The organism is Parvibaculum indicum (genome assembly GCF_011762095.1).
Taxonomy (GTDB): domain Bacteria; phylum Pseudomonadota; class Alphaproteobacteria; order Parvibaculales; family Parvibaculaceae; genus Parvibaculum; species Parvibaculum indicum.
In genome coordinates this window covers 11,821-36,316 of sequence record NZ_JAASQO010000013.1, presented here as the reverse complement: position 1 = coordinate 36,316, position 24,496 = coordinate 11,821, and the positions used below count along the sequence as shown (strand labels likewise).

Below are 24,496 nucleotides of genomic sequence, written 5' to 3'. Positions count from 1 at the left end.
GATGATTTTAGGCGACGATTTGAGTTGGAGCTGGTTTTCGTATGAAGCGAATTAAGGTCGAGAGCCTCGAGCCAGGCGACATCGTGCTCACTGCGGATGGTGGCAAAACCAGCAAGTTCGTGCGCTTGTCGACCAGAGGCTCCGTTTCCCACGCGATGATCTGCGTCCAGCATGGCTCGGTCATTGACTCGACCGACTACGGCGTCCAGGCGCGCAACATCCAGCGCGAACTATACGAGGACGACGCCGAGCTCCTTGTGTTCCGTCTCCGGGCTCCGCTAAGCCGGATCCATCTCAACCTCGTTCTCGATTTCGCCCGCTTTGAGATTGGTACACGCTATTCGAAGATTGAGGCGGCGCGATCGGTTATTCCCGGATCGAAGCCCCGAAGCCGTCAGATGTTTTGCTCGCGCCTTGTCGCGCGAGCGTATGCGAGCGCTGGCCTGCAGCTCGCTCCGGATCCGGACTATTGCACCCCGGAAGAAGTGCGGATCAGCCCGCTGCTCGTTGCGGTCAGCGACATCGTCGAACCTGTCTCGAAGGAGGAGATTGCGGCTTGGCGTGATCGGCCAAATCCGATCGCCGACACGCATGATGCTCAGAATGCCGTCCTTGCCGCCGCACGCCGGCTCGATCCATCCATTGAGAACTTCACCGACTTGGATCGCTTGGTGCAGGCCCATCCGGAATGGGATGCCGACATCGCGCGCGCCTATCGCGACTCCGGCTATCTGGAACTCTGGAAGACCGATTTCGAGGTCAATCCTTGGCACTATGACCTCGATGCCATGGAAAAAAGGACGGATCAGAGCACGATCATTGACCTGCGATCATACTGTGTGAGCACTGTGCGAGAGGCATACACTGGCGGGCTTCGCTACGCGGTGAATCTCGTTCAATATCAGGCGTCGTATGGGGCGGCCGGCCGCGAGACAACCGGGCAGTTGGTTGTGCTCTACGAGCAGCTGGCCTTGAACGATCAAATGCGCCGCGAGACGGCGCTCGCCTGGCTGCGTCGCCACTTTCCGTCGGATGCTTCCAACGAGCTCGAGCGCATCGTGCCGCATTCCGAACTCTGGTTCTCCATCATCGATCGCTTGGAGCCTCGGTTGGGAGCTATCGCACGGATGTCGATCGCGAAGGAGGGAGCTTCGGAAGTTTGCTCCTCGTGCGGCGATCCCGGCGACGACTATCGTCTGGTCAATAGCGCCGAGACGATGCCCGGCGTTCCGTCGCTGCGACTGTGCCCGGATTGCGTCGCGATTCGGCGGACGCGGCATGGCGAAGTCCTTGAGCCGCTGGATGACTAGGTAGGGGACCCAACCAAACAATTGTCAAGATTGGGAGATTCTCTGCGGGTATGGGTCGCGGGGGCATGGAGGACACCATGCTTGATCTCTACTGGCTATCGGACGATGCGTGGGCGCGTCTTGAACCCCATCTGCCTCACAACCAGCCGGGTCGACCGCGCGTCGACGACCGGCGTGTGATCAGCGGCATCCTTCACATCCTCAAGACAGGGGCGCGCTGGCGCGACGTACCGCCCGAATACGGCCCGGCAAAGACGATCTACAATCGCTACACCCGTTGGGCGCATCGCGGCGTCTGGCAGCGGATTTTCGCCAAGGTCGCCGCAGGGGGAGCGATCCCTGATGAACTGATGCTCGACAGCTCCCATGTAAAGGCGCATCGGTCAGCTTCCGGCGGAAAAGGGGGGAGTGGACGCAGGCGGTCGGCGTATCGCGGGGCGGCCGAACGACCAAAATCCATTGTCTGGCCGATGCTTGCGGCAGGATCGTCGCCATCGCGCTGACACCGGGCAACATCGCCGACATCAGCATGGCCATGCCCTTGCTGGAGGCCATCGCGCCGGCCAAACGTCTCCTTGCAGACAAGGCCTATGACGCCGATCGACTGCGAAACTGGCTCGGCGACAGGCAGATCGAAGCCATCATACCGGGTCGCGCAACCCGAAACGCTGCCTATGCCCTCAACCGCCCCGCATACCGGCGCCGCAACATCATCGAGCGCATGTTCGGGAAGCTCAAAAACTGGAAGCGCATCGCCACACGATACGACAGGCTCGCCGTAAACTTCCTCGCAGCCATCGCCCTCGTCGCTCTTGCGACGCAATGGCTCAAATGAGTCCCCTACCTAGCCTTGCGCGGACCATGATAGGCTTTGCGTATGTCGGCGTGCCGCGCCGGGGCAGCGATGGATACCATTCTGCCCTTCGCCAACTGGAAATTGCGGCTGTGCCCCGATCCGGTGGCCGCTCATTGTGTTCCGATTTAATCGAGTCCTTGTTTCCCGGGCGCCCAATACGCCTTGGTGAGGATACGGGCTGCCGGCACACGCCGCCGCTTTAGATCTTGCCGAAGCCGCTGGATGGTGCCGGCCTTGCCCGTCAACACGAACGAGGCTCCAGCAGCGATCGGCGCGCCAAGCGCTGCCCCCATATCATTGACATGCCCGTAATCCTCGCGCTTCGTGACCGGCGTCGCCCCTTCGAGACCAAGTCGTGCCAAGGCCTGGCCGCAGCTCTCGATGTCGCCGATCTCGAAGCAGCAACTCACGGCGCCAGCCCGGTCCGTCGATGCCAGCGCATGGGCGAGCCCGATCGAGGTTTCATCGCCGAAGACAGCCAGCGCCGCCGTCGCACGCCCTGCATCGAGCGGGCTGCGCGGTCCGAAGAGATGATATTCGTGGCCTGCCCTGAGGCCGCGCAGCCATGCGCTTCCCGGCCCTTCGCCATGCATGTAACCGAGGATACGGGTGCGCCCCTCGGCCGCATTCCAATCCATCGGCGTATAGGTGCGACTTACGAAGGCCGAGCCCATCGCAATCTGGACCTTGTGCCCGGGGGTCCATGCGACGCCCCGCAGGGAGCTCCATCCAGCGTGACGAGCCGAAAGCGATCGCCGATATCGGCGATCGACGCGACGGTCGCGCGCTTCACGAAGAGGCCCAGAAGCGCCTTGCTGAGCCGGCCAGGCGCCTTCGCGGCGCTGCCATCCGCTCCTGACGCCGGCATTACAGGATTCTCACGGCGAATTCGTTGCCGCGGCCCTCGTCGATCGGCAGCGTCTGCGCGATGTAGCCGTTCGCGGGATTGCGGACATATCCCAGATAGTCCTCCGCAAATGCGTTCTCGGCCAAGATCACGGCGCCGGGCCGCAGCCGGGGCTCAATTAGCTTGAGCACCGGCAGGTAGAGCGACCAGGCACCGCCGATCAGTGCAAGGTCGACCTCTCCGCCGACATCCTTGAGCGTCTCGAGCGCGTCACCCTCGCGAATTTCCACCAGGTCGCCGAGGCCAGCCGCGTCGATATGCGCCCGCGCCCGCGCCACCTTGGCGGGCTCCAACTCGGATCCGATGAGCTGCCCGCCACCATTGTCGCGGAGCGCCGCGGCGAGATAGATGGTCGAGATATCCTCGGTCGGGCAACCGCTTCGTACTGCGGCGAACAGACGCTTCCGACACGGCACGCAAGGCTGTGCTTCCGCGATCGGGCACCACACCACTATGCCAGTCAGAACCCATAGCGCTCGTCGGCCCAGCGCAGCAGCACCTTTGCGTCGTGCTCGCGAAGACGCACTCACGCCTCGCGGAGGCCTTGCGCGATCGCATCGCCGACCTCGGGAGAGACTTTATTGCCGTGGGTCATCAGGAAAAACCAGGCAAACGGAAGGCCCATCTCCCGGTCGATTGCCTCGATGCGATCCATGAGGATATGGACGGAAGAATCGCCCACCTCCAGGCGCTCTTCCGGCAGATGCAGCGGACGTGGGATGAACGCGACCTCACGCTCACCTTTGTGCTCGTAGTCCCTGATGTCGAGCGCCCAATGCTCGTACACGCGGCTCGCTCGCGCGCTCGATTCCTCCCAATCCTGAAAGAAGCGCACCTCACGCGGCGTAAAATCGAAGTAGTTGGGCTGCAAATCGAGAAACGGCGTCCGCGTGCCATCGGAGCCAACCCAGACGCGTCGCTCCAACTCCGGCCGTCGCGCCTCGCGCTTGTCGCGCTCGAGACGCGCGCAGCGCGCGAGAAAGCTACGGATATGCACGATGTTGCTTCCCGGCCTGCCGAGCAATCGGTAGAGCGGACCCGCAAGCACCTTGTCGTCCGACATATCGTCGTGCGTGATCCATGACGGATCGAGCAGTTCGTCTTCACCCCACGGCCGGCGTGATGGGTTGACGATCGGCCCTGCGCACCATTCGGTCTCGCGACCGAGCGAAATCTGGACATAGTGAGCCACACCGGATCCTGTCGGCGCGAAAGCATAGACGCTGTTTCCGTGCCATTCCGAGATCTGGAGATCAGTGTCCTGCAACCGTCGCCAGAGGGTCGCGATGTCTCCATTATCCTTCGCGAGCTCGGTCTTCATCCAAGGTCGATACTCGGCAATCCGTGTTCCATCCGCGGCCAGCACCGAGCGCGTGTCCCGCCAATACTGGTCGTCGACGCTCGTCGCCAAGAATGCGAACCCAGGGAACGCCTCGCCCAATGCGCTTGCCAAGGCGGTCTCGTCGACGCCCGCCGGCAGACGCGCCAGGACGGCCTCGACCGAGCCGTGGTCAGGCAGTTTGGCAGGTGCGTTCTCCGAAATCTCAGCCATGTGGCCACCCTATCATTTCGGCCCGGCCGGGTCTTTGCCCGACTCCGCCGGTGCGGTCGTCATGTGTCACCAGCCCCGGCCTCTGCCGCGTTGAGATGCTGCTCGAGCGCTTCGATGCTGGCGATCACGTCGTCGAAGGTCGGCGGTCTGCCGAAGATCATCGCCGTCATGCGCCCGTAGTCGGCCGCGAGCTCCGCACGCATGTCCGGCGTCGGGACGAGTCGATAGCTCCCCGGCACGGCGCGGTCGTATCGGTGATCCGGCGCGCGAAACATCAGGCGCTTGTGCTGCCGGCAGGCTTCGGCCAGATCGCGCAACGACGCCGTCGCGACGCCATAGTCCGCATGCGTCCAGATCTGATGGACGTCGTAGTAGTGACGTGAGTAACGATTGAGATCGGGCACAGGCCGTTCGGGATTGGCATCCTCACGCCGTTTCTCCGTCATCTCCGTCATCGCATGCAGGATCAGCACCTTCTCCCAGAAGGTCCGCTCCGGCTTGACCGTCGTCACGTTGCGAACGGTGAGGTCCATCCCTTCCGGCATTTCGTCAGCGATGTAGGGGACGATCTCGCGCGGCTCGGCCGGCTCCGGATCGGGACGCGCGCCGCCCTCGATGCGGACCGCGGCCTGCACATAGTTCTGCGCGGAATCGAAGGCGCTCTTGTATCCGATCACCAGAATGTCGAGCGCGTCTCTGTTGCGATAATTGTCGAAGCCGAAGCCGAGCGTGAAATGTCCCGGCTGCTCGATCGCTTCCTCGACTGTGGCGATCTCGTTCGCCAGCCGCTCCTTCAGCGGACCGGAGATGTATTGGCGTGCCGCCTCGTCGACCTTCTGGGCCAGCGCGCGCTGCTGCTGGTTGATCGAGGGCATGGCGGCGATGTCGGCTTCGAGCGGGACATGCAGATCGGCCTTGTAGATGCCGATGTCGATGTCCTCGGAAAAACGCCGGATCAGTCCATACGCCTTGCTGAGGCTCGTGCCGCCTTTGAAATACAGGCCGATCGGATCATCGCCGCGCCGGTTGAACAGGAAGTCGAGCACCCAGCAGACATAGAGGTCCTTCTCGACGTTCTGCGCCTGCGTTTCGAGATGCGCGGCGACCGTCTCGAAGAGAGCACGGCGGTCGTCGACGCTCGATCGCAGGACTTCAATGAACGTCTTCAGCATGATCGCCCTTCGTGCGTTCGATGTCCGGCGCATTCTCGCTGTGATCCTCGGCGAGCCGGCGCGTGATCGTCTCGATCAGTGGATACATCCATGCCGGGACCGCGCGGAAGTTCTCGCGCAGATCATCCGCGACCTTCTCGCGGTTCGGATCGCGCGACAGATGCCGAACGATGCCGTTCACGGCGGCGTCGAGGCTCGCCTTCTCATCCCGAAACCATGTCAGCGCCTGGACGACGCGCATGGCTGGCCGCCCGGCCCAGAACGCCGTCTTCGCCGCGACGCGTTTGAAGTCGAGCTTGTAGATGACCGGCTTCGTCACCTTCGCATCGCCGGCGCTCGCCTCGATCTCGATCGTCCGGGGATAGGTGTCGGCATAGATCGTCGAGCGCGCCGGTACGGCCGTCGTCAGGCCGAGATCGTTCGCCGCGGTCATGCCGTCGATGAGGACGCGCAGCTTGTCGCGCCGGGCAATGGCGTCGATGAAGGAGGCGCGAGGCGGAAACACCATCTTGCCGGTCAGCTTGCTGACGCCGGGCTTGTCGTAAAGGCCGCGATAGGGCCGGCGGATGTCGCCGCGCAGAGTCAGCCGCTGCAGCGCCTTCTCGACGGCGTTCGGCGTCCCGATGTCGAGGAAATCGGCGCGCGACCACACCCCGGCCGGCGCCGCCTGGGCGATCCGGGCATGGATGCGGTCGAGGGTGTCGGACGTCGGGTCGGGCATTGGCCCCTCAGTTCTGTCCGAAGATTATATCTAAACTTTGGTCAGTAGCAATCTGGAACTCGCTCTGTCCAGAATTTGTATTCAAACTTTGGTCAGTAGAAGGCCGCTTGCCCCTCCTTCTCCTTCCGGACGACCCCTCGCAGGACGATTCAGACGAGTCTGATTGACTCTCTAGGACGACAAGAACAAACATAGAACATATCAGATGCAGAGAGCGTTGCAAAGGACATGAGTACGTCCGCCCCCCGATCAGTCGTGTCCGAGCTCCAGGCACGCATCGCCCGGCTCGAGGGCAGGACCGCGCAGCAGCGCGCGGTCCTGCCCTTCGGCGTGGCGGCGATCGACCGGGTTCTTCCGGAAGGAGGGTTGCTGCGCGGTGCGCTGCATGAGGTCGCCGGAGGCGGCAACGGCGCAGTGGACGGCGCGGCCGCCGCCCTGTTCGCCGCCGGCGTCGCGGCGCGCAGCGGCGGCAAGGTGCTGTGGTGCGTGACGCGCATGGATCTGTTCGCGCCGGCGCTCGCCCAGGCCGGTCTCGCGCCTGGCCGCGTCGTCTATGTCGAGTGCGGCGACGAGAAGGCCCTGCTCGCCTGTTTCGAGGAAGGGCTACGGCATCCCGGATTGGGCGCCGTCGTCGCCGAGGTGTCGCGCCTCTCCATGACCGCCTCGCGCCGGCTCCAGCTCGCGGCCGAGGCCTCCGGCACGCTCGGCCTCGCGGTCCGGCGCTGGCGCCGACAGACCGAGGCGGCGGATTTCGGCATGCCGACCGCGGCCACCACGCGATGGCGCGTGTCGGCCCTGCCGTCGGCGCCGCTCCCGGTCCCCGGCGTCGGGCGACCGCGCTGGCTGCTCGAGCTCATCCGATCGCGCGCCGGAGAACGCGCGGATTTCGTTGTGGAGGCGTGTGATGACCAGGGTCGTCTCGCTCTTCCTTCCAACCTGGCCGACGGACAGGGTGCGAAGGATGTTGGGCGACGCCGCGCCTCCGCCTGAGACGCCGCTCGTCCTTGTCGGCCGTGAGGGTCGCCGACGTGAGATCCTGGCCGCCGATGCGGCCGCGCAGCGCGCGGGCCTGCGCATCGGCATGGCCGCCAGCAAGGCGCAGGCGCTGGTGCGGGATCTCGTCATGCGCGACGCCGAGCCGGACGCGGACCTCGCCGCGCTCGACCGGCTCGCGCTCTGGGCGCTGCGCCGCTATTCGCCGATTGTCGCGGCAAACCCGCCCGACGGCCTCGTGATCGAAGCGACCGGCGCCACCCATCTTCACGGCGGCGAGACCGCCATGCTCGCCGACATGGTGGCGCGGCTGAAAGCTGCCGGCCTGTCCGCGCGCGCGGCGATGGCCGACACCTGGGGCGCGGCGCATGCGCTCGCGCGCTTCGCCGCACAGCCGACGCTCGTCGTTCCCGCCGGGGAGAGCGCCGCAGCGATCATGTCCCTGCCGATCGCGGCATTGCGGCTGCCGGCCACGACCGTCGACAGCCTGCGCCGGCTTGGCCTCGACCATATCGGCGATCTCGAGCGCACCCCGCGCGCGCCGCTCGCGCTGCGCTTCGGGTCCGACATCGGCCGCCGCCTCGACCAGGCGATGCGCCGTCTCAGCGAGCCGATCGACCCGATCCGTCCCGCCGAGATCGCCGAGGTGCGGCGTCAATTTCCCGAGCCGATCTCAGCGGCCGAGACGATCGCCCGCTACATCGCCAAGCTGGTGAGCGAGCTTTGCATCCTGCTCGAGGCGCGCGGGCAGGGCGCCCGGCGCCTCGACCTTCTCTGTCACCGCGTCGATGCGCGGATGGTGGCGGTCCGCGTCGGCACGGCCTTGCCGGTGCGCGACGCCAGGCGCCTGACGCGGCTCCTCACCGACAAGATCGAGACCATTGATCCCGGCTTCGGCATCGAGCTGATGCGGCTTGCCGCGACGATCGCCGAGCCCTTGGACGCGAAGCAGATCATCTCCGATCTCGCCGCGCCGCCGGAGGCGGACATCAGCGACCTGATCGACACGCTGTCCAATCGCATCGGCGGCGAACGGCTCTATCGCATCGTGCCCCTTCAAAGCGACGTGCCGGAACGATCGGTCGCGCGCGCGTCGCCGGCGTCGCCGGACGCCGGCGCATCCTGGTCAGGATCGTGGCCGCGCCCGGTGCGGCTCCTTGCCTCGCCCGAGCCGATCGAGACCGTGGCGCTTCTGCCCGATCATCCGCCCGTGACATTCGTTTGGCGCGGCATGCGCCGGCGCGTGCGGCGCGCCGATGGGCCCGAGCGGATCTTCGAGGAATGGTGGCGCAGCGACGCCGAGCTCGACGCCGTGCGTGATTACTTCCGCGTCGAGGACGAGCAGGGCGAGCGGTTCTGGATTTATCGCGCCGGCGACGGCGAGCATGGCGAGACCGGCTCGCAGCGCTGGTATCTGCACGGAATCTTCGGATGAGCGGCCCGCGCTATGTCGAGCTGCAGGCGACCTCGCACTTCTCGTTTCTACGAGGCGCGAGCAGCGCCGAAGAATTGTTCGCGCAGGCGGCCATGCTCGGCATCGAGGCGCTCGGCATCGTCGACCGCAATTCCTTGGCCGGCATCGTCCGCGCCCATGAGGCCGCCAAGGTGACGGGCGTGCGCCTGATCGTCGGCTGCCGCCTCGACCTCGCCGACGGCTTCTCGCTGCTCGTTTATCCGACCGACCGCGCGGCCTATGCGCGGCTCTGCCGTCTGCTGTCGGAAGGCAAGCGCCGCGCCGGCAAAGCGAAATGCCACCTCGAATGGCGCGATGTCGTCGCCTATGGCGAGGGCCTGATCGCCATCCTTCTCCCGGATGACGCCGACGCGCCCTGCGCCGAACGGCTGCGCCGCCTGCGCGAGGCGTTCGGCGATCGCGGTTACCTCGCCTTGACGCTGCGCCGCAGGCCCAACGACCAGCTCCGGCTGCACGAGCTGGCGAACCTCGCGGCGTCGCTGCGCGTCGATACCGTCGTGACCAATGACGTGCTGTTTCACGAACCTCGGCGTCGCATCATGCAGGATGTCGTCACCGCGATCCGCAATAACGTCACGATTGACGCACTCGGCTTCAGGCGTGAACGCCATGCCGATCGCTTCCTCAAACTGCCTGAAGAGATGCACCGGCTGTTTGCGCGCTATCCCGAGGCGCTCGCGCGTACGCTTGCGATCGCGAAGCGCTGCACCTTCTCAATGTCCGAGCTCGAATATCAATATCCGGAAGAGCGGACGATGCCGGACCTCACGCCGCAGGAGGCGCTGGAGAAGTTTACATGGGAGAGCGCCGCGGAGCGTTATCCCGAAGGCGTGCCCGACAGGGTGCGCAAGATCCTCGCGCATGAGCTGGCGCTGATCCGCACGCTCGATTACGCCCCGTATTTTCTCACCGTCAACGCAATCGTCCGCTTCGCCAGATCGAAGGGCATCCTGTGCCAGGGCCGCGGCTCGGCCGCCAATTCCGCCGTGTGCTACGTGCTCGGCATCACATCTATCGACCCGGATCGTAACGACCTGCTGTTCGAGCGGTTCGTCAGCGTCGAGCGCAAGGAGCCGCCCGACATCGACGTCGATTTCGAGCACGAACGACGCGAAGTGGTGATTCAATGGGTCTATGAGACCTACGGCCGCGACCGCGCGGCTTTGTGCTCGACAGTGATCCGCTACAGATCGAAAGGCGCGCTGCGCGACGTCGGCAAGGCGCTGGGCCTGACTGAGGACACCATCAAGATGCTGTCCGGCCAGGTCTGGGGCTGGTCGAGGACCGGCATCGAGGACAAGCACGCGGCCGACCTCAACATGAATCTCGGCGACCGGCGCCTTCGCCTCGCGCTCGAGCTGGCGCGCGCGCTGATCGGCACGCCGCGCCATCTCAGCCAGCACCCAGGCGGCTTCGTCCTAACGCGCGACAGGCTCGACGATCTCGTGCCGATCGAGCCCGCGGCGATGCCGGATAGGCAAGTCGTTGAGTGGGATAAGGATGACGTCGACGCCTTGCGCATGATGAAGATGGATTGTCTCGCGCTCGGCATGCTGTCCTGCATGAAGCGCGCCTTCGATCTTCTGGCGGAGCACAAGGGCGTCACGCTCGATCTCGCGACCATTCCCGCCGAGGACCCGCGCACCTACGCGATGATCCGCCGCGCCGACACGCTCGGCGTCTTCCAGATCGAGAGCCGGGCGCAGATGAGCATGTTGCCGAGGCTGAAGCCGCGCACCTTCTACGATCTCGTCATCGAGGTCGCGATCGTGCGGCCGGGACCGATCCAGGGCGACATGGTCCATCCGTACCTGCGCCGGCGCGAGGGCAAGGAGGACGTCGTCTATCCGACGCCGGAGCTCGAAGCGGTTCTCGGCAAGACCTTGGGAGTGCCGCTGTTTCAGGAACAGGCGATGCGGATCGCGATCACGGCGGCCGGCTTCACGCCCGGCGAAGCCGATCAGCTTCGCCGCAGCATGGCCACGTTCAAACACACGGGCGGCGTCTCGGCCTTCAAGGACAAATTGGTCAACGGCATGATCGACAATGGCTACGCCCGCGATTTCGCCGAGAAGACGTTCTCGCAGCTCGAGGGCTTTGGGAGTTACGGCTTTCCTGAAAGCCATGCCGCTTCGTTCGCCTTGCTGGCTTACGCGTCGTCCTGGATGAAATGCCATCATGCGGATGTCTTCTGCGCGGCCCTGCTCAATGCCCAGCCGATGGGATTCTATGCGCCGGCGCAAATCGTTCGCGATGCGCGCGATCACGGCGTCGAGGTACGCCCCGTCGACGTCAACCGATCCCGATGGGATTGCACGCTGGAGCCGACCGAGCATGAGGACCGCTTCGCAGTCAGACTCGGCATGCGCATGGTGCGCAGCCTGGCCAATGGCGACGCCGCGCAGATCATCGCCGCCCGTGCCGATCGGCCATTCTCGTCGGTCGACGATCTATGGCGCCGCGCCGCCGTGCCGGCTGCGGCGCTCGTTCACCTCGCCGACGCCGATGCGTTTCGGCCGGCCTTCGGTCTGCCGCGGCGCGATGCCATGTGGGCCATCAAGGCGTTGCGCGACGAACCGCTGCCGCTCTTCGCGGCCGCCGCGGCGCGCGAAGCGCGGACCGTGCCGGAGATCCACGAGCCGGCCGTCGCGTTACGCCCCATGAAGGCCGGCGGCGAGGTGGTCGAGGATTACGGCCATGTCGGCCTGACGCTACGCGCCCATCCGTTGTCGTTCCTGCGCGCCGATCTCGCGCGCCGGCGCATTGTCACTTGCACGGAGGCGATGGCGGGGCGCGACGGCCGCTGGCTCGAGGCTGCCGGGCTCGTCCTGGTGCGGCAAATGCCCGGCAGCGCCAAAGGCGTAATGTTTATCACGATCGAGGACGAGACCGGCATCGCCAATCTTGTCATCTGGCCGCAGGTCTTCGAGCAATACCGGCGCGTCGTGCTGTCGGCGGGTATGCTTTTGGTGCGCGGGCGAATTCAGCGGGAAGGGGAGGTGGTGCATCTCGTGGCGCGCCATCTGTCCGATCTATCGGGTGAGCTTGCCAGCGTCGGCGAGCGCGACGACGCATTTCCGCTGCCGCATGGCCGCGGCGACGAACTGCATCACGGCAGCCCCACGCCTGATCCGCGCGGCCTGCCGAAAGGCCCGCGGCCGCGCAACATCGTCGACCCGTACGGACACATCGACCAGATCAAGGTGAAGCCGCGGGATTTCAGATAAGCGGTGACAGCGTCGTGGACGGACAATCGGTCCGCTTCCGGCCAAGGCCGGCCAAGCGTGCGATAACAAAGCGCAGCGACTTTATTCCAATATCCGTACTGTGTAATCTAGCCGCTGGGGGAGGCGCGTGTGGAAGACCAAGCTGACATCTCAAAGACGTTGCCGGCGGATGAGCTGGCGGACCCAGAACAGCCGCCCGCCAACTCCGCCAAAATCCAGTACGGAAAAGTCATCCCGCCGCAGCAACAGATTCTGATCTACTCGCCGGAAGAATGGGAGACGTTCATACAGGAATGGGCGACCGGCAAGAAGACTGGTTACGCTAAGGTCGTCCGTCTCGCCGGCGCAACGGATATGGGTATCGATGTTGCCGGGCTGGAGGATGCGTCGGGTTTTTTTGGCATCTGGGATAACTTCCAATGCAAGCACTACGATTCCGCGCTGACACCAAGCGACGTCTTGCCAGAAATCGGGAAGATGCTCTGGCACTCATTTAATAAGGAGTTTTCACCCCCACGCGCATACTTTTTCATGGCGCCGAAAGGGTGCGGTATCAGCCTGCAAAAGCTGCTTCTGAAGCCGACCGCGCTCAAGGAGAAGCTATTCGAGAAATGGGGTGAATGGTGCGCAGGGAAAATAACATCAACCCAAACCATCCAGCTCCAAGGCGCCTTCCTGACCTATTGCGAGCAGTACGACTACAGCTCGTTCAGCTACAAGAATCCGCTCGAGGTCATCGACGAGCATAGACACACCCCCTACTTTTCCGCGAGGTTTGGCGGTGGGCTCGCAGCGCGGCCCGTACCAGGAAAGCCACCCGTCGTTCCCGCAGATGACGAGAGTCGCTATTTGCATCACCTCTTCGAAGCCTATGGCGACAACAAGAAGATGATGCTTACAAAGCTCGACGACCTCAGCTCATGGCCCGAGTTGACAAGCCACTATCACCGGCAACGCGAAAACTTTTACCAAGCCGAATCGCTGCGGAACTTTGCTCGCGATACAGTGCCCCCGGGCACCTTCGAATCGCTGCAAGACGAGGTGCATGCCGGTATCGTGGACATTGCCGAAGCGGTTCATGCGGACGGCCTCGCCTGCCTGACGGCCGTTACCCATGCTGCGACCATGTTGCCCCTGACCGAGAACGGCCTCATCAGCGTTGTGAAGATTCACGATCGACGCGGGATCTGTCACCAGCTCGCCAATGTGGATCGCCTCAAATGGAAGAAGTGACCGCTATCAGGCGGAGGGGCCTGCCTTTCAATAGCCCGCTTGAGACGGGCATCCGATCCGTTGGAGTGCTTGCGGCTCTGTTTCCGAAGGCATTCGACCTCCAGCGCATGGTCGCATTCGACTATCTCGTCGTACACACCGCCGACGTGGGAGGCCCGGCGAGCCTGCACCCGGAGCTGCCTCTTCGAAGTGCGGAGCTTCTGGTTAGGAGGGAACTTGTTGAGCGCGGCCTCCATCTGATGATGTCCAGAGAGCTGGTCGAGCGCGTCGTGGATAGCTCTGGCATCGTCTATCGCGCGGGTGAGATGGCGGAGGTTTTCCTCTCCACTCTAACCAGCGAGTATATGAACCTCTTGCAGCTTCGCGCTCAATGGGTGGCAGAAGTTTTTGGCGATATGGGCGACGATGACTTCCGGACCCTAATGCGCGAGAATTTCGACAAATGGGTTGAGCAGTTCCACGTCGTAGAGAAAAGTTCGGCGGGAGGTGCGTCTTGACAGCAGCAGCACTTGCCTTGCGACACTTGGCTTTTACCGGCCCGAATAAGTCAACAGCAGAGATCGAGTTTGGTGCCGGTCTCAATGTCATTTATGGCGCGTCCGAGACAGGCAAATCGTTCATTCTGGAATCGATCGACTTCATGCTCGGAGGTGGAGAAGACCTTCGCGATATACCTGAGCGCGTAGGCTACGATCGGGTATGGCTCGGCTTCGAGTCACCAGAAGGAAAGCCCTATACGCTTGCGCGCGCGGTGGTGGGCGGCAAGTACTCGCTCTTTGAAGGGCTGCATAAATCGATCCCGGCGGACCAAACACCGATCGTTCTCAACGGCAAGCATAATCCCCAGCGCAATAACAACGTCTCGATGTTTCTGCTTGGCCTTCTCGGGCTCTCCGGCAAACGCATTCAGAAGAATGCGCGCGGCGAGACCAACTCGCTGAGCTTTCGGAATCTTGTGCATCTTTGTGTAGTGCCCGAAGGGGACATCCAGAAGCGCGGTTCCCCGATCGAATCCGGTGACTACCTGACGCGGACACCTGAAATGTCTGTATTCAAGCTTCTCGTAACGGGGGTCGATGACAGCGCCGTGCAGGCTGTTGACGAGGATCGAACACGCGTTACGAGCAGGACGGCAAAGACCGAGATCATCAACGAATTGATCTCAAGCTATAAGGATAAGCTGACCAGCATCGTCGGTGAGGAAGACGACGTGGCCGAGTTGGAAGACCAGCTCGGCAGACTTGAGGATACTCTTGAGATTGAGAAGACCGGCCTACAGCAGCTCGAATTCGAGTTCAGAGAAATTGCGGCGCGGAGGCGCTCGTTTCGTGCCGCAATCGATGATGCAGATATTCGCCGCGCTGAAATTGAAGAGTTGCTCGCGCGCTTCGATCTGCTTTCCCAAAGCTACCAGTCGGACCTGCGCCGGCTCGCCGGCCTCAGGGAGGCGGGGTCGCTGTTAGGGGCATTAGCACCGGGGCGCTGTCCGCTTTGCGGCGCATTGGCTGAGCACCAAAATCCAGACGATGATAGTTGCGACGGCAACATCGAGGTCGTCGTTGCAGCGGCGGACGCAGAAGCGTCCAAAATTCAATTGCTTGCCAAAGAACTCGCCGAGACTGTCCAGCAGCTCAACGACGAAATTGCGTCAATTGAGGCATCGAAGCCGGGCCTGGAGCAACAGCTTACGGCTACCGATGCGGAGCTATTGCGCATCACCCCGACCCTGCAAGGTCAGCGGGCCACTTATTCCGAGATCACGGAGAAGCGTACGTCTGTGACTAATGCGCTTTCGCTGTTCCAGTCGATCTCCGACCTGGAGGAGCGAAAGGCCGAACTCGAGGAAGACGTGTCCGAGCCGCAAGCAGCGCCTGCACAGCCAGCGTCGGGTCTTTCAGAGTCAGTGTTGGATCTGTTCTCGGAGCAATTGCGCTTGCTCCTCAAGGCCTGGAATTTTCCGGAGACGGAGCGAGTGCATTTTGACCGATCTTCGAAAGACTTTGTGATCTCCGGGAAACCTCGAGGCAGTCGCGGCAAAGGTATGCGTGCCATCACGCACTCGGCGTTCAACGTCGCGCTTCTTGAGTTCACGCGGGACAACGACTTGCCGCACCCTGGATTTGTCGTGCTGGACACCCCGCTGCTAGCGTATCGCGAGCCTGAACACGACGAGGACGATCTGTCGGAAACTGACGTTCGCGACCATTTCTACGAGTATCTCTCAAAGCATGACGATCGGCAGGTCATCATCTTGGAGAACGACACGCCGTCGAACGCTGTGCGCACTAGGTCTCAGACCACGTTCTTTACCAAGAACGAGCAACTCGGAAGATACGGCCTGTTTCCGCGGCCAGCGGTGAAGCGGACATAGGCAGCGTCGCTTCTAGGTGTTTCCCCACATGCTACGCATGCGCGCCTTCATGTCGATCGGCGTCCGCGTCGACCGTGCAGCAGCACTGGCCGCTTGAGCACGCGGCCAGTGGCGGCTCTGGAAATGCTTCGTGATGGCGTTCGGGATGAAGCGCGTGCGCTGCGCATAGACGTGGCGATCACCGAAGCTGCGCTGGCCATGCGTGAAGAAACGCTGCGGGACCATCAGATGAAGCTGATCCTTGGCCCGCGTCATGGCGACGTAGAGAAGCCGGCGTTCCTCCTCGATCTCCGGCGTCGAGCCGACGCCGAGGTCGGACGGAATGCACCCATCGACCACGTTGAGGACGAAGACTGACGACCATTCCTGGCCCTTGGCGGAATGAATGGTCGAGAGGATCAGATAATCCTCATCGAGCAGTGGCGGACCGGCCTGGTCGCTCGTCGCATCGGGCGGGTCGAGCGTCAGTTCGGTCAGGAAACGCTCGCGAGTCGGATAACTGGCTGCGATCTGCGCAAGCTGCGTAAGGTCGGCCTGCCTTTGTAGGGCGTCCTCGTAGCGTTGCTCCATGAAGGGCAGATACCAGCGGCAGGCGAGATCGAGCTCGGACGGCCATCCGGCTGCGCCGAGATGTAGCGCGCTCATCGTCTCGACGAACTTCTGCCAATGCGCGACCGCAGCAACCGGAGGGCGAAAGCCGTGCAGGCCGGTGGCCGCGCTGCCGCTAGCGGCGGTGCCGTCGAGAAGCTTAGCAGCCGTGCCCGGGCCGACGCCGGGCAGGAGCTGCGCCACACGAAACCCGGCGACGCGATCACGCAGATTGTGCGCCCAGCGCAGCACGGCGAGCACATCCTTGATGTGCGCCGCCTCGATAAACTTGAGGCCGCCGAATTTGACGAATGGAATGTTGCGACGGGTCAGCTCGACTTCGAGCGTCGCGCTGTGGCTCGACGTCCGGAACAGGACCGCCTGCGATTTGAGGCGCTGTCCGGCCTCGCGATTGGCGAGAATGTTTTCGACGATGTAGCCGGCCTGGGCATTGTCATCGGCGACGTTGACGAGCGCGGGCAGATCGGATGATGCGCGATAAGACCAGAGGTTCTTGGTGAAGCGCTCGGAGGCGAGATCAATCACCGCATTTGCCGCGGCAAGGATCGGCTGCGTCGAGCGATAATTCTGCTCGAGCGTGATCAGCTCGGCCTTCGGCGTGAAGTGACCGGGAAAATCGAGAATGTTGCGCACCGTCGCCGCGCGGAACGAATAGATCGACTGAGCGTCGTCGCCGACGACGGTGAGGCCGCGGCCGGTCGGCTTGAAGTTCAGCAGGATCGAGGCCTGAAGCCTGTTCGTGTCCTGATACTCGTCGATCAGGACGTGATCGAAGCGGCCTGAGAGATCGTCGGCGAGCGCCGGCGCCATCATCATCTGCGCCCAGTAGAGCAGCAGATCGTCGTAATCGAGCACGTTCTGTTTCTGCTTGGCCTCGACATAGGCGCCGAACAGCCTTTGCAGTTCGGCCTCCCATTCGGCGCACCAGGGGAAGACGCCGCCGAGCACTTCGCCGAGCGGCGTTTCCGCATTCACGGCGCGCGAATAGATCGCCAGACACGTATCCTTCATCGGGAAGCGCTTCTCCATCTTGGAAAAGCCGAGATCGTGCCGCGCGAGGTTCATCAGGTCGGCGGAATCTTCCCTGTCGTGGATCGTGAACGCCGCATCCAGTCCGATGTCCGCCGCGTATTCACGCAGGAGCCGGGCGCCCATCGCATGGAATGTCCCCGACCAGGCCAGCGCATCGGCCATCGCGCCGGCGTTCGGTCCGAGCGCCTTCGCCATGATCCGCTCGACGCGGCGCTGCATCTCGACCGCGGCGCGCCGCGAGAATGTCAGCAGCATGATGCGGCGCGGGTCGGCGCCTGAAACGACCAGATGCGCGACGCGATGCGCCAGCGTGTTGGTCTTGCCCGAGCCGGCGCCGGCGATGATGAGCAGAGGCGGGACATCGTTCAGGTCAGCGCAGCCATGTTCCACGGCGCGCCGTTGCTTCGGATTCAGCCCGGCCAGAGGGCCGTCTCTCCCCGCGTCTGTTTGGCTTGCCGTCCTGACCTGCTGCAGCATTCCCACTTGCCCCGAATCTCGAGGCTATAGTACAAATCATGAACAGGCATTTAAGTCGACCAGATTTGCGAGGCGGGCGGTGGGCTTTCGACGACGCGATCCATCTCGCCATTCCCGCCTATCGCACGGCGAAGGGCACACAGGTGACGTCGCGAAGCTGGCGCCTCGTCCACGGCAGAGACGGCCAGTGGCGGTCGGAGCGGATTCCCTGACACCTCGTCCGCGGGGTCAGAAAAGCATCAGATCCGACGACGACGTTGCCGGTTCGCCCCGGATCACCGTCCCCACGAACGCCTCTTCGATCGCCTTGCGTTTCTCGGCAGTCCAGCCCTCGACATGCTGCGGAGATACGAAGAAGTTCTCGGCCCGATCCACCAGCATGTGCGAGAGCGCGGACAGGCGCGCGTCCCCGCTCTTCAGGAAAATCGGCGCGACGTAGCGGCGGGCCTTTCCGGACTGCTCCTTCGGATAGCTCACGATCACGGCGGCTTCCGTCGTTGATGTCGGAATGACATTGAGAGTCACCGCTGCGAACCGTTTGCCCCACGCCTTGTCGTCAACTGAGAAGAATGAGGACGACGCCAGCACGGGCTTGCGGCCCTCAATCACAAACGTCGAATGGAGCACGTCTCCAAATCGGCTTTTCGCGAATGGCCGGTCGTAAAACTCCAAGCGATGCTTCCACACGCCCCAGGCCTTAATCATGTGCGCCGTAGCTTCCGTCATAGCCGGCGATGGCTTGTCCTTTGGTACGAGGCCTTCCGCTATCTGACGTTCGAGCGTGGTCTGCAGACGCATCGCTGCTTCCATTACGGTGTGCAGCTCTCGTGTGAGAGACCGATAGGCGATCAGAAACAGTTGCTCCGCATCGTCAAGCGACAGCGGCTTTGTGTCGAGGGGCTTGAAAATCTCCGTGTCGTGCCGGCTGCAAAAGCCTGGAAATGTGGACGCCTGATTGCGCCCGACTTTCTCGAAAAGGCATTCCGGCGAGCCATTTTTGACGCGCATGCGGAGCTCTTAGACGTGATTGTCTTCGGCAATAAGGCCGAGAGACGTCGCGTTCTGCACGGAATGGGCGTTGATCGCCTTTTCGGTGCATGAAAGTGTTGGATCTAAGCATTTCTCGAAGCGGACTTTCATCGTCTCGAAGAAGTGCGAAATGTTCGATTGCCCTTCCCCCACGTTTACCCCCAGATTTGTATCTTTGCAGGACACTAGCATCGACGCGCGTTGGCGGCGAAGTTGTTGGCCGAATTGAGATCAACGTGAAGGTCGAGGAATATTTCTGACAGCGCCGCCGCCGCTAGCGAATCCCAAAAGCTGGGGCGACATCCTCATTCCAAATCTGAATCGCGGGGACGCCGGCTCTCGCTTCGAGATTCACGCGCTCGAGGGGGACGTCGGGGGCCGTCGATCCCGAAGCGACATATCGCAGCTCCAGCCCACCCAGGCCAACCTTGCGAGCCGGGAAAATCGCGCCAAAGCGCTTCTGGTCGGACAACGCCCGGTGCATTTCCGCGTCCGTTCCCGATCGAAGCAGCGCGGGTGCAATAACATCGTCAGCGCGGGCTTTGACGACCTCCGTTCGCTCTGCAAGCACGACCTTCGGTGCGAGCGCCTGGAACGCTTCATCTCCTGCGCGCCAACGCTGATGATAGAGCGTCAGATCAACGATATCGAAAGGCGGAGCGATCAACCAGTAGTGTCCCGTCTCAAAGCCCCGACCCTCGTCCTCGTCGACGATTGCGAAATGCCGAGACGCTCCGTCGACCGTCTTTATCGCAACGGAGCCTCGCATCACGGTATTCCAGACCCCCAGACGATCCAGCATCCTCGTCAGCATCCCGGTTACGGCGATGCAGGAGCCGAACCACTGATGGCGATCCATTCGCGCCGAGATGATTGGAGCGAGCTTCCCCAGGACGTCTCGGACATGCGCGTCGTATTCGGGCAACCGCTCGCGATGTATGACCCACTCGGCATAGGCCTCAAGAAAACGCCGATCCCGGCGCTCCTCCGTCAAGAATCCGGGATCGTCGTAGAAACCAGGAGTCGATATGTCGATGCCGAGCTGCTCGAAACGGCGCGACAGTTCGTTTCGCCGCACAACTGAAGCACCCAGCATCTTCTTTCGCTTCGCATCTCCCATCCCGCACCCCGTGAACTTCACTGCCATCACATTGCATTCGACTTTGTAACAAAGGCCTATGTTTCTGCGCTTAATCCGATCCGCTCCGTACCAACTCGACACCGAGGGAACCCTTCGGTAGCGGCCTCAGCAACTCGCTTTCAGGTTTCGTCAGATAGAGCCAAGCACTCCAATCGCTCGGTGCCAGGATTACGACCTGCCGATTGTGATAGGGCGCGATGTCCTCGCCGGGCGACGTCGTAAGCATGGTGAAACTCGGCGGATGGTTGCCCTGGCCTTCGCGCCAGAGGCCGGCGATCGCCGTGATCGGCGAGCCCTTCAGCGCGAAGCGATATTTCGCTTTCGGATATTTCTTGCCGACGAACTCGAAGAAGGCGCTGCTCGGGATGATGCAGCGGTTGCTGTTGTCGAAGCGCCGTCCCTCCGACCGGAAATTGAATACGGGACCGCCGCGGCCTGACGGCGGGAAGCTGAAATTCATCGAGGCGAGCTCGACATGATTGTCGGCAATGCGCATCACCGGGCCGCGATCGTTGATCTTGATGTCGTCGGCTTCCGGGAGATCGAGCTCAGTCTGCTGCGTCGGGATGCCCAGCTCCAGGTTCTGCATCATCTTGCAGTATTCCTGCCAGCGGACATGCTGCTCGTAATTGTTGCACATGGGCCCCAATGTAGGGGCTCATCGCCGTTCAGACGAGATGGCGTCTCCCTGCGGGACCGCGCCGGCGGCTTGTGCTGAAGCCCCTCTTGCGCGGGTCTTCACCCTTCGGGCTTTCGTCGCTGACGCGGCTATGCGGGCAAGGAGCGGGAGACGATCGCGGGGTATGTGCTATTCGGTCGGGTTCCAGATCACCGCGAACTCGTCGTCGCTCTCCGACCCCGCCGCGCGGCCGAGATTGGCGAACAGCTTGCGCGGACCGAACTCGGGCGCCGAGATCGAGACGAAACATAATCGGCGCCGGTCTCCTTGCCCTGGCGAATCCACGCGTCGCCGATTTCCGCGCCGTTGGCATAGACCCGAAAATCCGGTTGATCGCTGTCCGGCTTCTTCTCTTTGTTCGGCATAATCTTCAGCGCCGCCGAGATCGAGAGCGTCCACAGCGTGCCGCGATAGGAGCCATCGTCGAGTTTGTTGACGTAGCCGATTGCGGGCATGGGCGTCCTCCTCTCTAAGGCGAAAGCATCGCCGGTCCTTTGCGCCGAGCGTCGACCTGCATGAGGTCGAAGCGCGCGGATCGCACCCCGGCGGATATGCCGGGTCCGGGATGGTCATGACGCCACCCCGCTGTCGATGGTCTCGGAGCTGGTCGGCCGGAAGAGGTGGTCGGCCGGGTGGGGCCGGGCCGTGGCAGGCGAGGCGCTCGCCTGTGCGTGGCTGAGGTGTCATCCGGCGAGGGGACATGCCCGCTCTCAAATGGGCTTTCCCTTGATCCGGGACCGGCCTTCCACGATCAACCCACGAGGGGTTCGCTACGCAAGCGTGCGACCGTCTCCGGCTGCGCCTTCGAGGTGATCGCGGCCGCTCACGGACACTTCGGACGCCTGTCGAGCGGGACGGTCCCGCTCCCGAAGACAGGAGCCTCGCATGTCGCACAATCTCGATCTCGCCCAGAACCACGCCTGGGATCTCGCCCGCACCCTGATGGTGCCGGTCGTTCTCTTCCAGTCCGACGACGCCTTCGGCGTCATGGTCGCCAGCGAATATGACGGCGACGAGGACAGCATCGTCCACGAATACGATCCGTGGCGTCCGGCTCATTGAGCCGGGCGTCAGCGCCCCTGCTGCCGCTTGCGCCTTGCCGGGCGCAAGGGAGGCTGCGCCGCGGCGATGCCCCGGCAATTCCGACGGCTTGTCATCGCGCCCTTGCCCCCGGCAGGCTTCGCGGCCGGTCGGCGTGGTCCCGCGCATGGCGGGAAAAGCGAAGCCAACCGAGGAAAGGGCTGGACATCGCCGGCATGGCGGGTTCGGCATAGGGTCATGGATAAGAAGGACATCGACGAGCTGCGCAGGAAGGTGCCCTGCGCGGCCATTCTGGAGAAGGCCGGATTCAAGGTCGATCTGAAGGAGAGCACCCGCAAAGCGGTGAAGTACCGCCGCGGCGACGGCGAGATCGTCATCGTCATCCATGACGGCCGCGGCTGGTTCGACCCGATGTCGGAGGCCAAGGGCGACATCTTCTCGCTTGCCGAGCATCTCGGCGCGGACGGCTTTCCTGACGCGCTGAAGCAGGTCGCCGATCTCGTCGGCTTCACGCCGACCGAGCCGGCCTGGAAACGTCCGGTCCGGAAGAAGCCGACCGCGCCGCTGGCCCGCCGCTGGGCCGAGCGCCTGAAACCGCGCCCCGGCTCGCCGGCCTGGCGCTATCTTGCCGAGACGCGCGCCATTCCCGATCACCTCATTCAGGAGGCCGTCGATCAGGACGTCCTGCGCGAGGGACCGCGCGGCAGCATGTGGGCGGCGCATACCGACGAGTCGGGCGCCGTCGCCGGCTGGGAGGAGCGCGGCCCGGAATGGCGCGGCTTCGCGACGGACGGGTCGAAGGTGCTGTTCCGGATCGGCGCCGCCGATCCGAAGCGCGTCTGCATCACCGAGGCGGCGATCGACGCCACCAGCCTCGCCGCCATCGAGGGCCTGCGCCACGGCTCGCTCTATGTCAGCACCGGCGGCGGCTGGTCGCCGGCGACGGAAGCGGCGATCCGCGCGCTCGCCGCCCGGCCGGGCGTGCTGCTCGTCGCCGCGACCGATAGCAACCTGCAGGGTGACGTGTTCGGCGATCGCATCCGCGCCATCGCCGGGGAAGCCGGCTGCGGCTACGACCGGCTGCGGCCGTCGCGCGACGACTGGAACGAGGACCTGCAGGCGGCCTTGCGCCCGCCGCGCTGACGGCTCGGGCTGGGGAGAAGTCCGAAGAAGGATGGAGAGGGAAAGAGTGCTCGCTGCCGCATGCCCGGCCGGCGCGTCAAGGGAGGCTTCGCCCGCGTGCCGCGGCCCTTGACCCGCCGGACCGGAGAGGCGGCCGCCCCGAGGGTGCCTTCAACACCCGAAGGGAAGGACGACTCCTATGCCCATCTTCACGATCGAAACCACCTATCGCCTGCCGGTCTATCGGCAGCGCAACTACGAGGCGGACAGCCTCGCCGAGGCCTGCCGGCTCGCCGTCGAGGACGACGACTGGGACAACGAGAAGCAGGACTACGAGACCGCCGGCGAGACCTATGTCACCGGCGTCTGGGAAGGCCGTGACAGCGCCTATAGCGGCCCGTCCGTGCCGGTCCCTTCGCACTATCGCGAGACCGTGCAGCGCAATGCCGATCACTTCGAGGTGCTGCTTGGCCTGGTGAAGGTGCTGAGCGGCGCCGAGGCGTCGGATCGCGCCTATTGGCAGGCCCGCGCCGTGTCCGCGATCGCCAAGGCCGAGGCCATCCTCGCCGGCGCCCGCGATCCGGACTGATCCGGCGCCGGCATCCACCATCCCCGCAATGCCGGGCTTTGTCATTTTCAGGAGGCCGACATGGCCAGCTACTACGTGCCGACCGTCGTGCAGACGACGATTCCGAACATCGCCATGACGCCGCTCGAGCGCCTCGTGCTCTCGAACATCTTCAGCGCCGAGGCTGATGACGACGGGCTCTACTTCTTCGCCGAGGAAAGCCCGGCCGAGTGCATCGAGGTCGACGCCGCCGAGCTGCGCGCCGCGCATCGGGACTCGGCCGGCATCGACAGCGCACTCGACTCCATCGCCGCGGAGCGCCTGGCGGAGAGCGCCGATGCCGACACGCATATCGAGTTCGACCTATCCATGACGTCATGGGCGACGATCTTTCAGGACATCGTGCGGCGATCGTCAACGCTCTGGGAAATCGTCGTGACGTCGGCCTTCACCTGCTCGCGGATGCGTCCGGACGGATTCGGCGGCATGGCCACCCTCATCACCGCCGACGCGATCCGATCCTGCGCGACCGACGAGATGATCGCGCAGTTCCGCGATGAAGCCGCCGCGGCGGCCGCGCCGCGCAGCCATGTGCTCCTGCGTTTCGACGAAGCCGAGGTGCGCACGATGATCGGCGAGGTCATCGTTTATGACAGCGCGCTGACGCGCCTGTCGCCGGATGCGGTGAGCGACGACGACATCCATGCCGCGAGCCTCGCCGTCGTGGCCGCCACGGATCTCGCGGAGAACGAGGCTCGGCGCTGTTCAAGGCCGCGCTCGGCGCGATCGGCAATGCCGAGCGGCGTCTCGCGGAGGAGGAAAAGGAAGGGAGGAAAGAAGAGGAATGAAGGCGCGATGCCGCATGCCCGGCCGGCGCGTCAAGGGAGGCTTCGCCCGCGTGCCGCGGCCCTTGACCCGCCGGACCGGAGAGGCGGCCCGCGGGAAGGCGTGATGAAGGGCTGAAATGATGAGGGATCAGGCG

Annotated in this window: 19 protein-coding genes and 3 pseudogenes; 12 read left to right on the top strand and 10 right to left on the bottom strand. The window is 63.7% G+C overall.

Annotation, left to right across the window (positions count from 1 at the left end; genetic code table 11):
- Positions 1 to 41 precede the first annotated feature (41 nt).
- Both FHS78_RS15420 and FHS78_RS15415 read left to right on the top strand, forming a co-directional pair.
- Positions 42 to 1,310 carry a YiiX/YebB-like N1pC/P60 family cysteine hydrolase gene (locus FHS78_RS15420; protein WP_167095275.1) on the top strand — a complete coding sequence of 423 codons (1,269 nt, stop codon included), beginning with the start codon at positions 42 to 44 and terminating at the stop codon, positions 1,308 to 1,310.
- A 77-nt stretch (positions 1,311 to 1,387) separates the two neighbouring features.
- Positions 1,388 to 2,145, top strand: a protein-coding gene (locus FHS78_RS15415; RefSeq protein WP_167095274.1) for an IS5 family transposase whose coding sequence is annotated in 2 segments (ribosomal slippage) — positions 1,388 to 1,721 and positions 1,721 to 2,145 — 759 coding nt in all. Because the reading frame shifts where the segments join, the coding sequence is not laid out codon by codon here.
- 146 nt (positions 2,146 to 2,291) lie between these two features.
- Here the strand turns inward: FHS78_RS15415 and FHS78_RS15410 are convergent.
- The 5 genes and pseudogenes from FHS78_RS15410 to FHS78_RS15390 form a co-directional block, all read right to left on the bottom strand.
- Positions 2,292 to 2,840 (bottom strand): siderophore-interacting protein, encoded by a 549-nt coding sequence (locus FHS78_RS15410; RefSeq protein WP_167095273.1) that lies wholly within the window; start codon positions 2,838 to 2,840, stop codon positions 2,292 to 2,294.
- Positions 2,841 to 3,033: 193 nt separating this feature from the next.
- Positions 3,034 to 3,432: pseudogene (locus tag FHS78_RS15405) on the bottom strand (O-methyltransferase); the annotation flags it as partial.
- Positions 3,433 to 3,533: 101 nt separating this feature from the next.
- Positions 3,534 to 4,625, bottom strand: a pseudogene (locus tag FHS78_RS15400) (hypothetical protein).
- Between the two features lie 59 nt (positions 4,626 to 4,684).
- Positions 4,685 to 5,797: a nucleotidyl transferase AbiEii/AbiGii toxin family protein gene (locus FHS78_RS15395; protein WP_167095272.1), complete on the bottom strand. Its 1,113-nt coding sequence runs from the start codon at positions 5,795 to 5,797 to the stop codon at positions 4,685 to 4,687.
- Positions 5,778 to 6,518, bottom strand: a complete 741-nt coding sequence (locus FHS78_RS15390; RefSeq protein WP_167095271.1) for a DUF6088 family protein — start codon at positions 6,516 to 6,518, stop codon at positions 5,778 to 5,780. Before FHS78_RS15390 ends, FHS78_RS15395 begins: the two co-directional genes overlap by 20 nt.
- A gap of 228 nt (positions 6,519 to 6,746) precedes the next feature.
- Between FHS78_RS15390 and FHS78_RS15385 the strand changes: the two genes are divergently transcribed.
- From FHS78_RS15385 to FHS78_RS15360, 6 genes are all read left to right on the top strand, one after another.
- Complete coding sequence (locus FHS78_RS15385) at positions 6,747 to 7,508, top strand: ImuA family protein (RefSeq protein ID WP_167095270.1); 762 nt, start codon at positions 6,747 to 6,749, stop codon at positions 7,506 to 7,508.
- The gene (locus FHS78_RS15380) at positions 7,423 to 8,946 is read left to right on the top strand and encodes a Y-family DNA polymerase (RefSeq protein WP_167095269.1); all 1,524 of its coding nucleotides are present in this window, start codon (positions 7,423 to 7,425) and stop codon (positions 8,944 to 8,946) included. Before FHS78_RS15385 ends, FHS78_RS15380 begins: the two co-directional genes overlap by 86 nt.
- On the top strand, positions 8,943 to 12,212 hold the full coding sequence (locus FHS78_RS15375; protein WP_167095268.1) for an error-prone DNA polymerase: 3,270 nt from the start codon (positions 8,943 to 8,945) through the stop codon (positions 12,210 to 12,212). The genes FHS78_RS15380 and FHS78_RS15375 overlap by 4 nt, the downstream gene beginning before the upstream one ends.
- Before the next feature lie 129 nt (positions 12,213 to 12,341).
- Positions 12,342 to 13,445, top strand: coding sequence for an ABC-three component system protein (locus FHS78_RS15370; protein ID WP_167095267.1), 1,104 nt, complete (start codon positions 12,342 to 12,344; stop codon positions 13,443 to 13,445).
- Positions 13,433 to 13,942: an ABC-three component system middle component 2 gene (locus FHS78_RS15365; RefSeq protein WP_167095266.1), complete on the top strand. Its 510-nt coding sequence runs from the start codon at positions 13,433 to 13,435 to the stop codon at positions 13,940 to 13,942. The genes FHS78_RS15370 and FHS78_RS15365 overlap by 13 nt, the downstream gene beginning before the upstream one ends.
- On the top strand, positions 13,939 to 15,816 hold the full coding sequence (locus tag FHS78_RS15360) for an AAA family ATPase (RefSeq protein ID WP_167095265.1): 1,878 nt from the start codon (positions 13,939 to 13,941) through the stop codon (positions 15,814 to 15,816). Before FHS78_RS15365 ends, FHS78_RS15360 begins: the two co-directional genes overlap by 4 nt.
- A gap of 12 nt (positions 15,817 to 15,828) precedes the next feature.
- On the opposite strand, the gene FHS78_RS15355 is transcribed toward FHS78_RS15360, so the two are convergent.
- The 5 genes and pseudogenes from FHS78_RS15355 to FHS78_RS15335 form a co-directional block, all read right to left on the bottom strand.
- Positions 15,829 to 17,934 (bottom strand): ATP-dependent helicase, encoded by a 2,106-nt coding sequence (locus FHS78_RS15355; RefSeq protein ID WP_167095264.1) that lies wholly within the window; start codon positions 17,932 to 17,934, stop codon positions 15,829 to 15,831.
- 228 nt (positions 17,935 to 18,162) lie between these two features.
- Complete coding sequence (locus FHS78_RS15350) at positions 18,163 to 18,942, bottom strand: hypothetical protein (protein ID WP_167095263.1); 780 nt, start codon at positions 18,940 to 18,942, stop codon at positions 18,163 to 18,165.
- Positions 18,943 to 19,237: 295 nt separating this feature from the next.
- Positions 19,238 to 20,110: a hypothetical protein gene (locus FHS78_RS15345; RefSeq protein WP_167095262.1), complete on the bottom strand. Its 873-nt coding sequence runs from the start codon at positions 20,108 to 20,110 to the stop codon at positions 19,238 to 19,240.
- 43 nt (positions 20,111 to 20,153) lie between these two features.
- Positions 20,154 to 20,744, bottom strand: a complete 591-nt coding sequence (locus FHS78_RS15340; RefSeq protein WP_167095327.1) for an SOS response-associated peptidase family protein — start codon at positions 20,742 to 20,744, stop codon at positions 20,154 to 20,156.
- Positions 20,745 to 20,912: 168 nt separating this feature from the next.
- Positions 20,913 to 21,238, bottom strand: a pseudogene (locus FHS78_RS15335) (DUF736 domain-containing protein).
- 430 nt (positions 21,239 to 21,668) lie between these two features.
- Between FHS78_RS15335 and FHS78_RS15330 the strand changes: the two are divergent.
- From FHS78_RS15330 to FHS78_RS15315, 4 genes are all read left to right on the top strand, one after another.
- Positions 21,669 to 21,845, top strand: coding sequence for a hypothetical protein (locus FHS78_RS15330; RefSeq protein WP_167095261.1), 177 nt, complete (start codon positions 21,669 to 21,671; stop codon positions 21,843 to 21,845).
- 216 nt (positions 21,846 to 22,061) lie between these two features.
- Positions 22,062 to 22,967, top strand: coding sequence for a DUF3991 and toprim domain-containing protein (locus FHS78_RS15325; RefSeq protein ID WP_167095260.1), 906 nt, complete (start codon positions 22,062 to 22,064; stop codon positions 22,965 to 22,967).
- A gap of 178 nt (positions 22,968 to 23,145) precedes the next feature.
- On the top strand, positions 23,146 to 23,535 hold the full coding sequence (locus FHS78_RS15320) for a hypothetical protein (protein WP_167095259.1): 390 nt from the start codon (positions 23,146 to 23,148) through the stop codon (positions 23,533 to 23,535).
- Positions 23,536 to 23,595: 60 nt separating this feature from the next.
- Positions 23,596 to 24,477 (top strand): hypothetical protein, encoded by an 882-nt coding sequence (locus FHS78_RS15315; RefSeq protein WP_246220537.1) that lies wholly within the window; start codon positions 23,596 to 23,598, stop codon positions 24,475 to 24,477.
- Positions 24,478 to 24,496 lie beyond the last annotated feature (19 nt).

Coding starts and splice junctions, on each gene's coding strand:
- FHS78_RS15420 (WP_167095275.1), top strand. CDS start 42: ATGAAGCGAATTAAGGTCGAGAGCCTCGAGCCAGGCGACATCGTGCTC.
- FHS78_RS15410 (WP_167095273.1), bottom strand. CDS start 2,840: ATGGGCTCGGCCTTCGTAAGTCGCACCTATACGCCGATGGATTGGAAT.
- FHS78_RS15395 (WP_167095272.1), bottom strand. CDS start 5,797: ATGCTGAAGACGTTCATTGAAGTCCTGCGATCGAGCGTCGACGACCGC.
- FHS78_RS15390 (WP_167095271.1), bottom strand. CDS start 6,518: ATGCCCGACCCGACGTCCGACACCCTCGACCGCATCCATGCCCGGATC.
- FHS78_RS15385 (WP_167095270.1), top strand. CDS start 6,747: ATGAGTACGTCCGCCCCCCGATCAGTCGTGTCCGAGCTCCAGGCACGC.
- FHS78_RS15380 (WP_167095269.1), top strand. CDS start 7,423: ATGACCAGGGTCGTCTCGCTCTTCCTTCCAACCTGGCCGACGGACAGG.
- FHS78_RS15375 (WP_167095268.1), top strand. CDS start 8,943: ATGAGCGGCCCGCGCTATGTCGAGCTGCAGGCGACCTCGCACTTCTCG.
- FHS78_RS15365 (WP_167095266.1), top strand. CDS start 13,433: ATGGAAGAAGTGACCGCTATCAGGCGGAGGGGCCTGCCTTTCAATAGC.
- FHS78_RS15355 (WP_167095264.1), bottom strand. CDS start 17,934: ATGCTGCAGCAGGTCAGGACGGCAAGCCAAACAGACGCGGGGAGAGAC.
- FHS78_RS15350 (WP_167095263.1), bottom strand. CDS start 18,942: ATGCGCGTCAAAAATGGCTCGCCGGAATGCCTTTTCGAGAAAGTCGGG.
- FHS78_RS15345 (WP_167095262.1), bottom strand. CDS start 20,110: ATGGCAGTGAAGTTCACGGGGTGCGGGATGGGAGATGCGAAGCGAAAG.
- FHS78_RS15340 (WP_167095327.1), bottom strand. CDS start 20,744: ATGTGCAACAATTACGAGCAGCATGTCCGCTGGCAGGAATACTGCAAG.
- FHS78_RS15330 (WP_167095261.1), top strand. CDS start 21,669: ATGTCGCACAATCTCGATCTCGCCCAGAACCACGCCTGGGATCTCGCC.
- FHS78_RS15325 (WP_167095260.1), top strand. CDS start 22,062: ATGGATAAGAAGGACATCGACGAGCTGCGCAGGAAGGTGCCCTGCGCG.
- FHS78_RS15320 (WP_167095259.1), top strand. CDS start 23,146: ATGCCCATCTTCACGATCGAAACCACCTATCGCCTGCCGGTCTATCGG.
- FHS78_RS15315 (WP_246220537.1), top strand. CDS start 23,596: ATGGCCAGCTACTACGTGCCGACCGTCGTGCAGACGACGATTCCGAAC.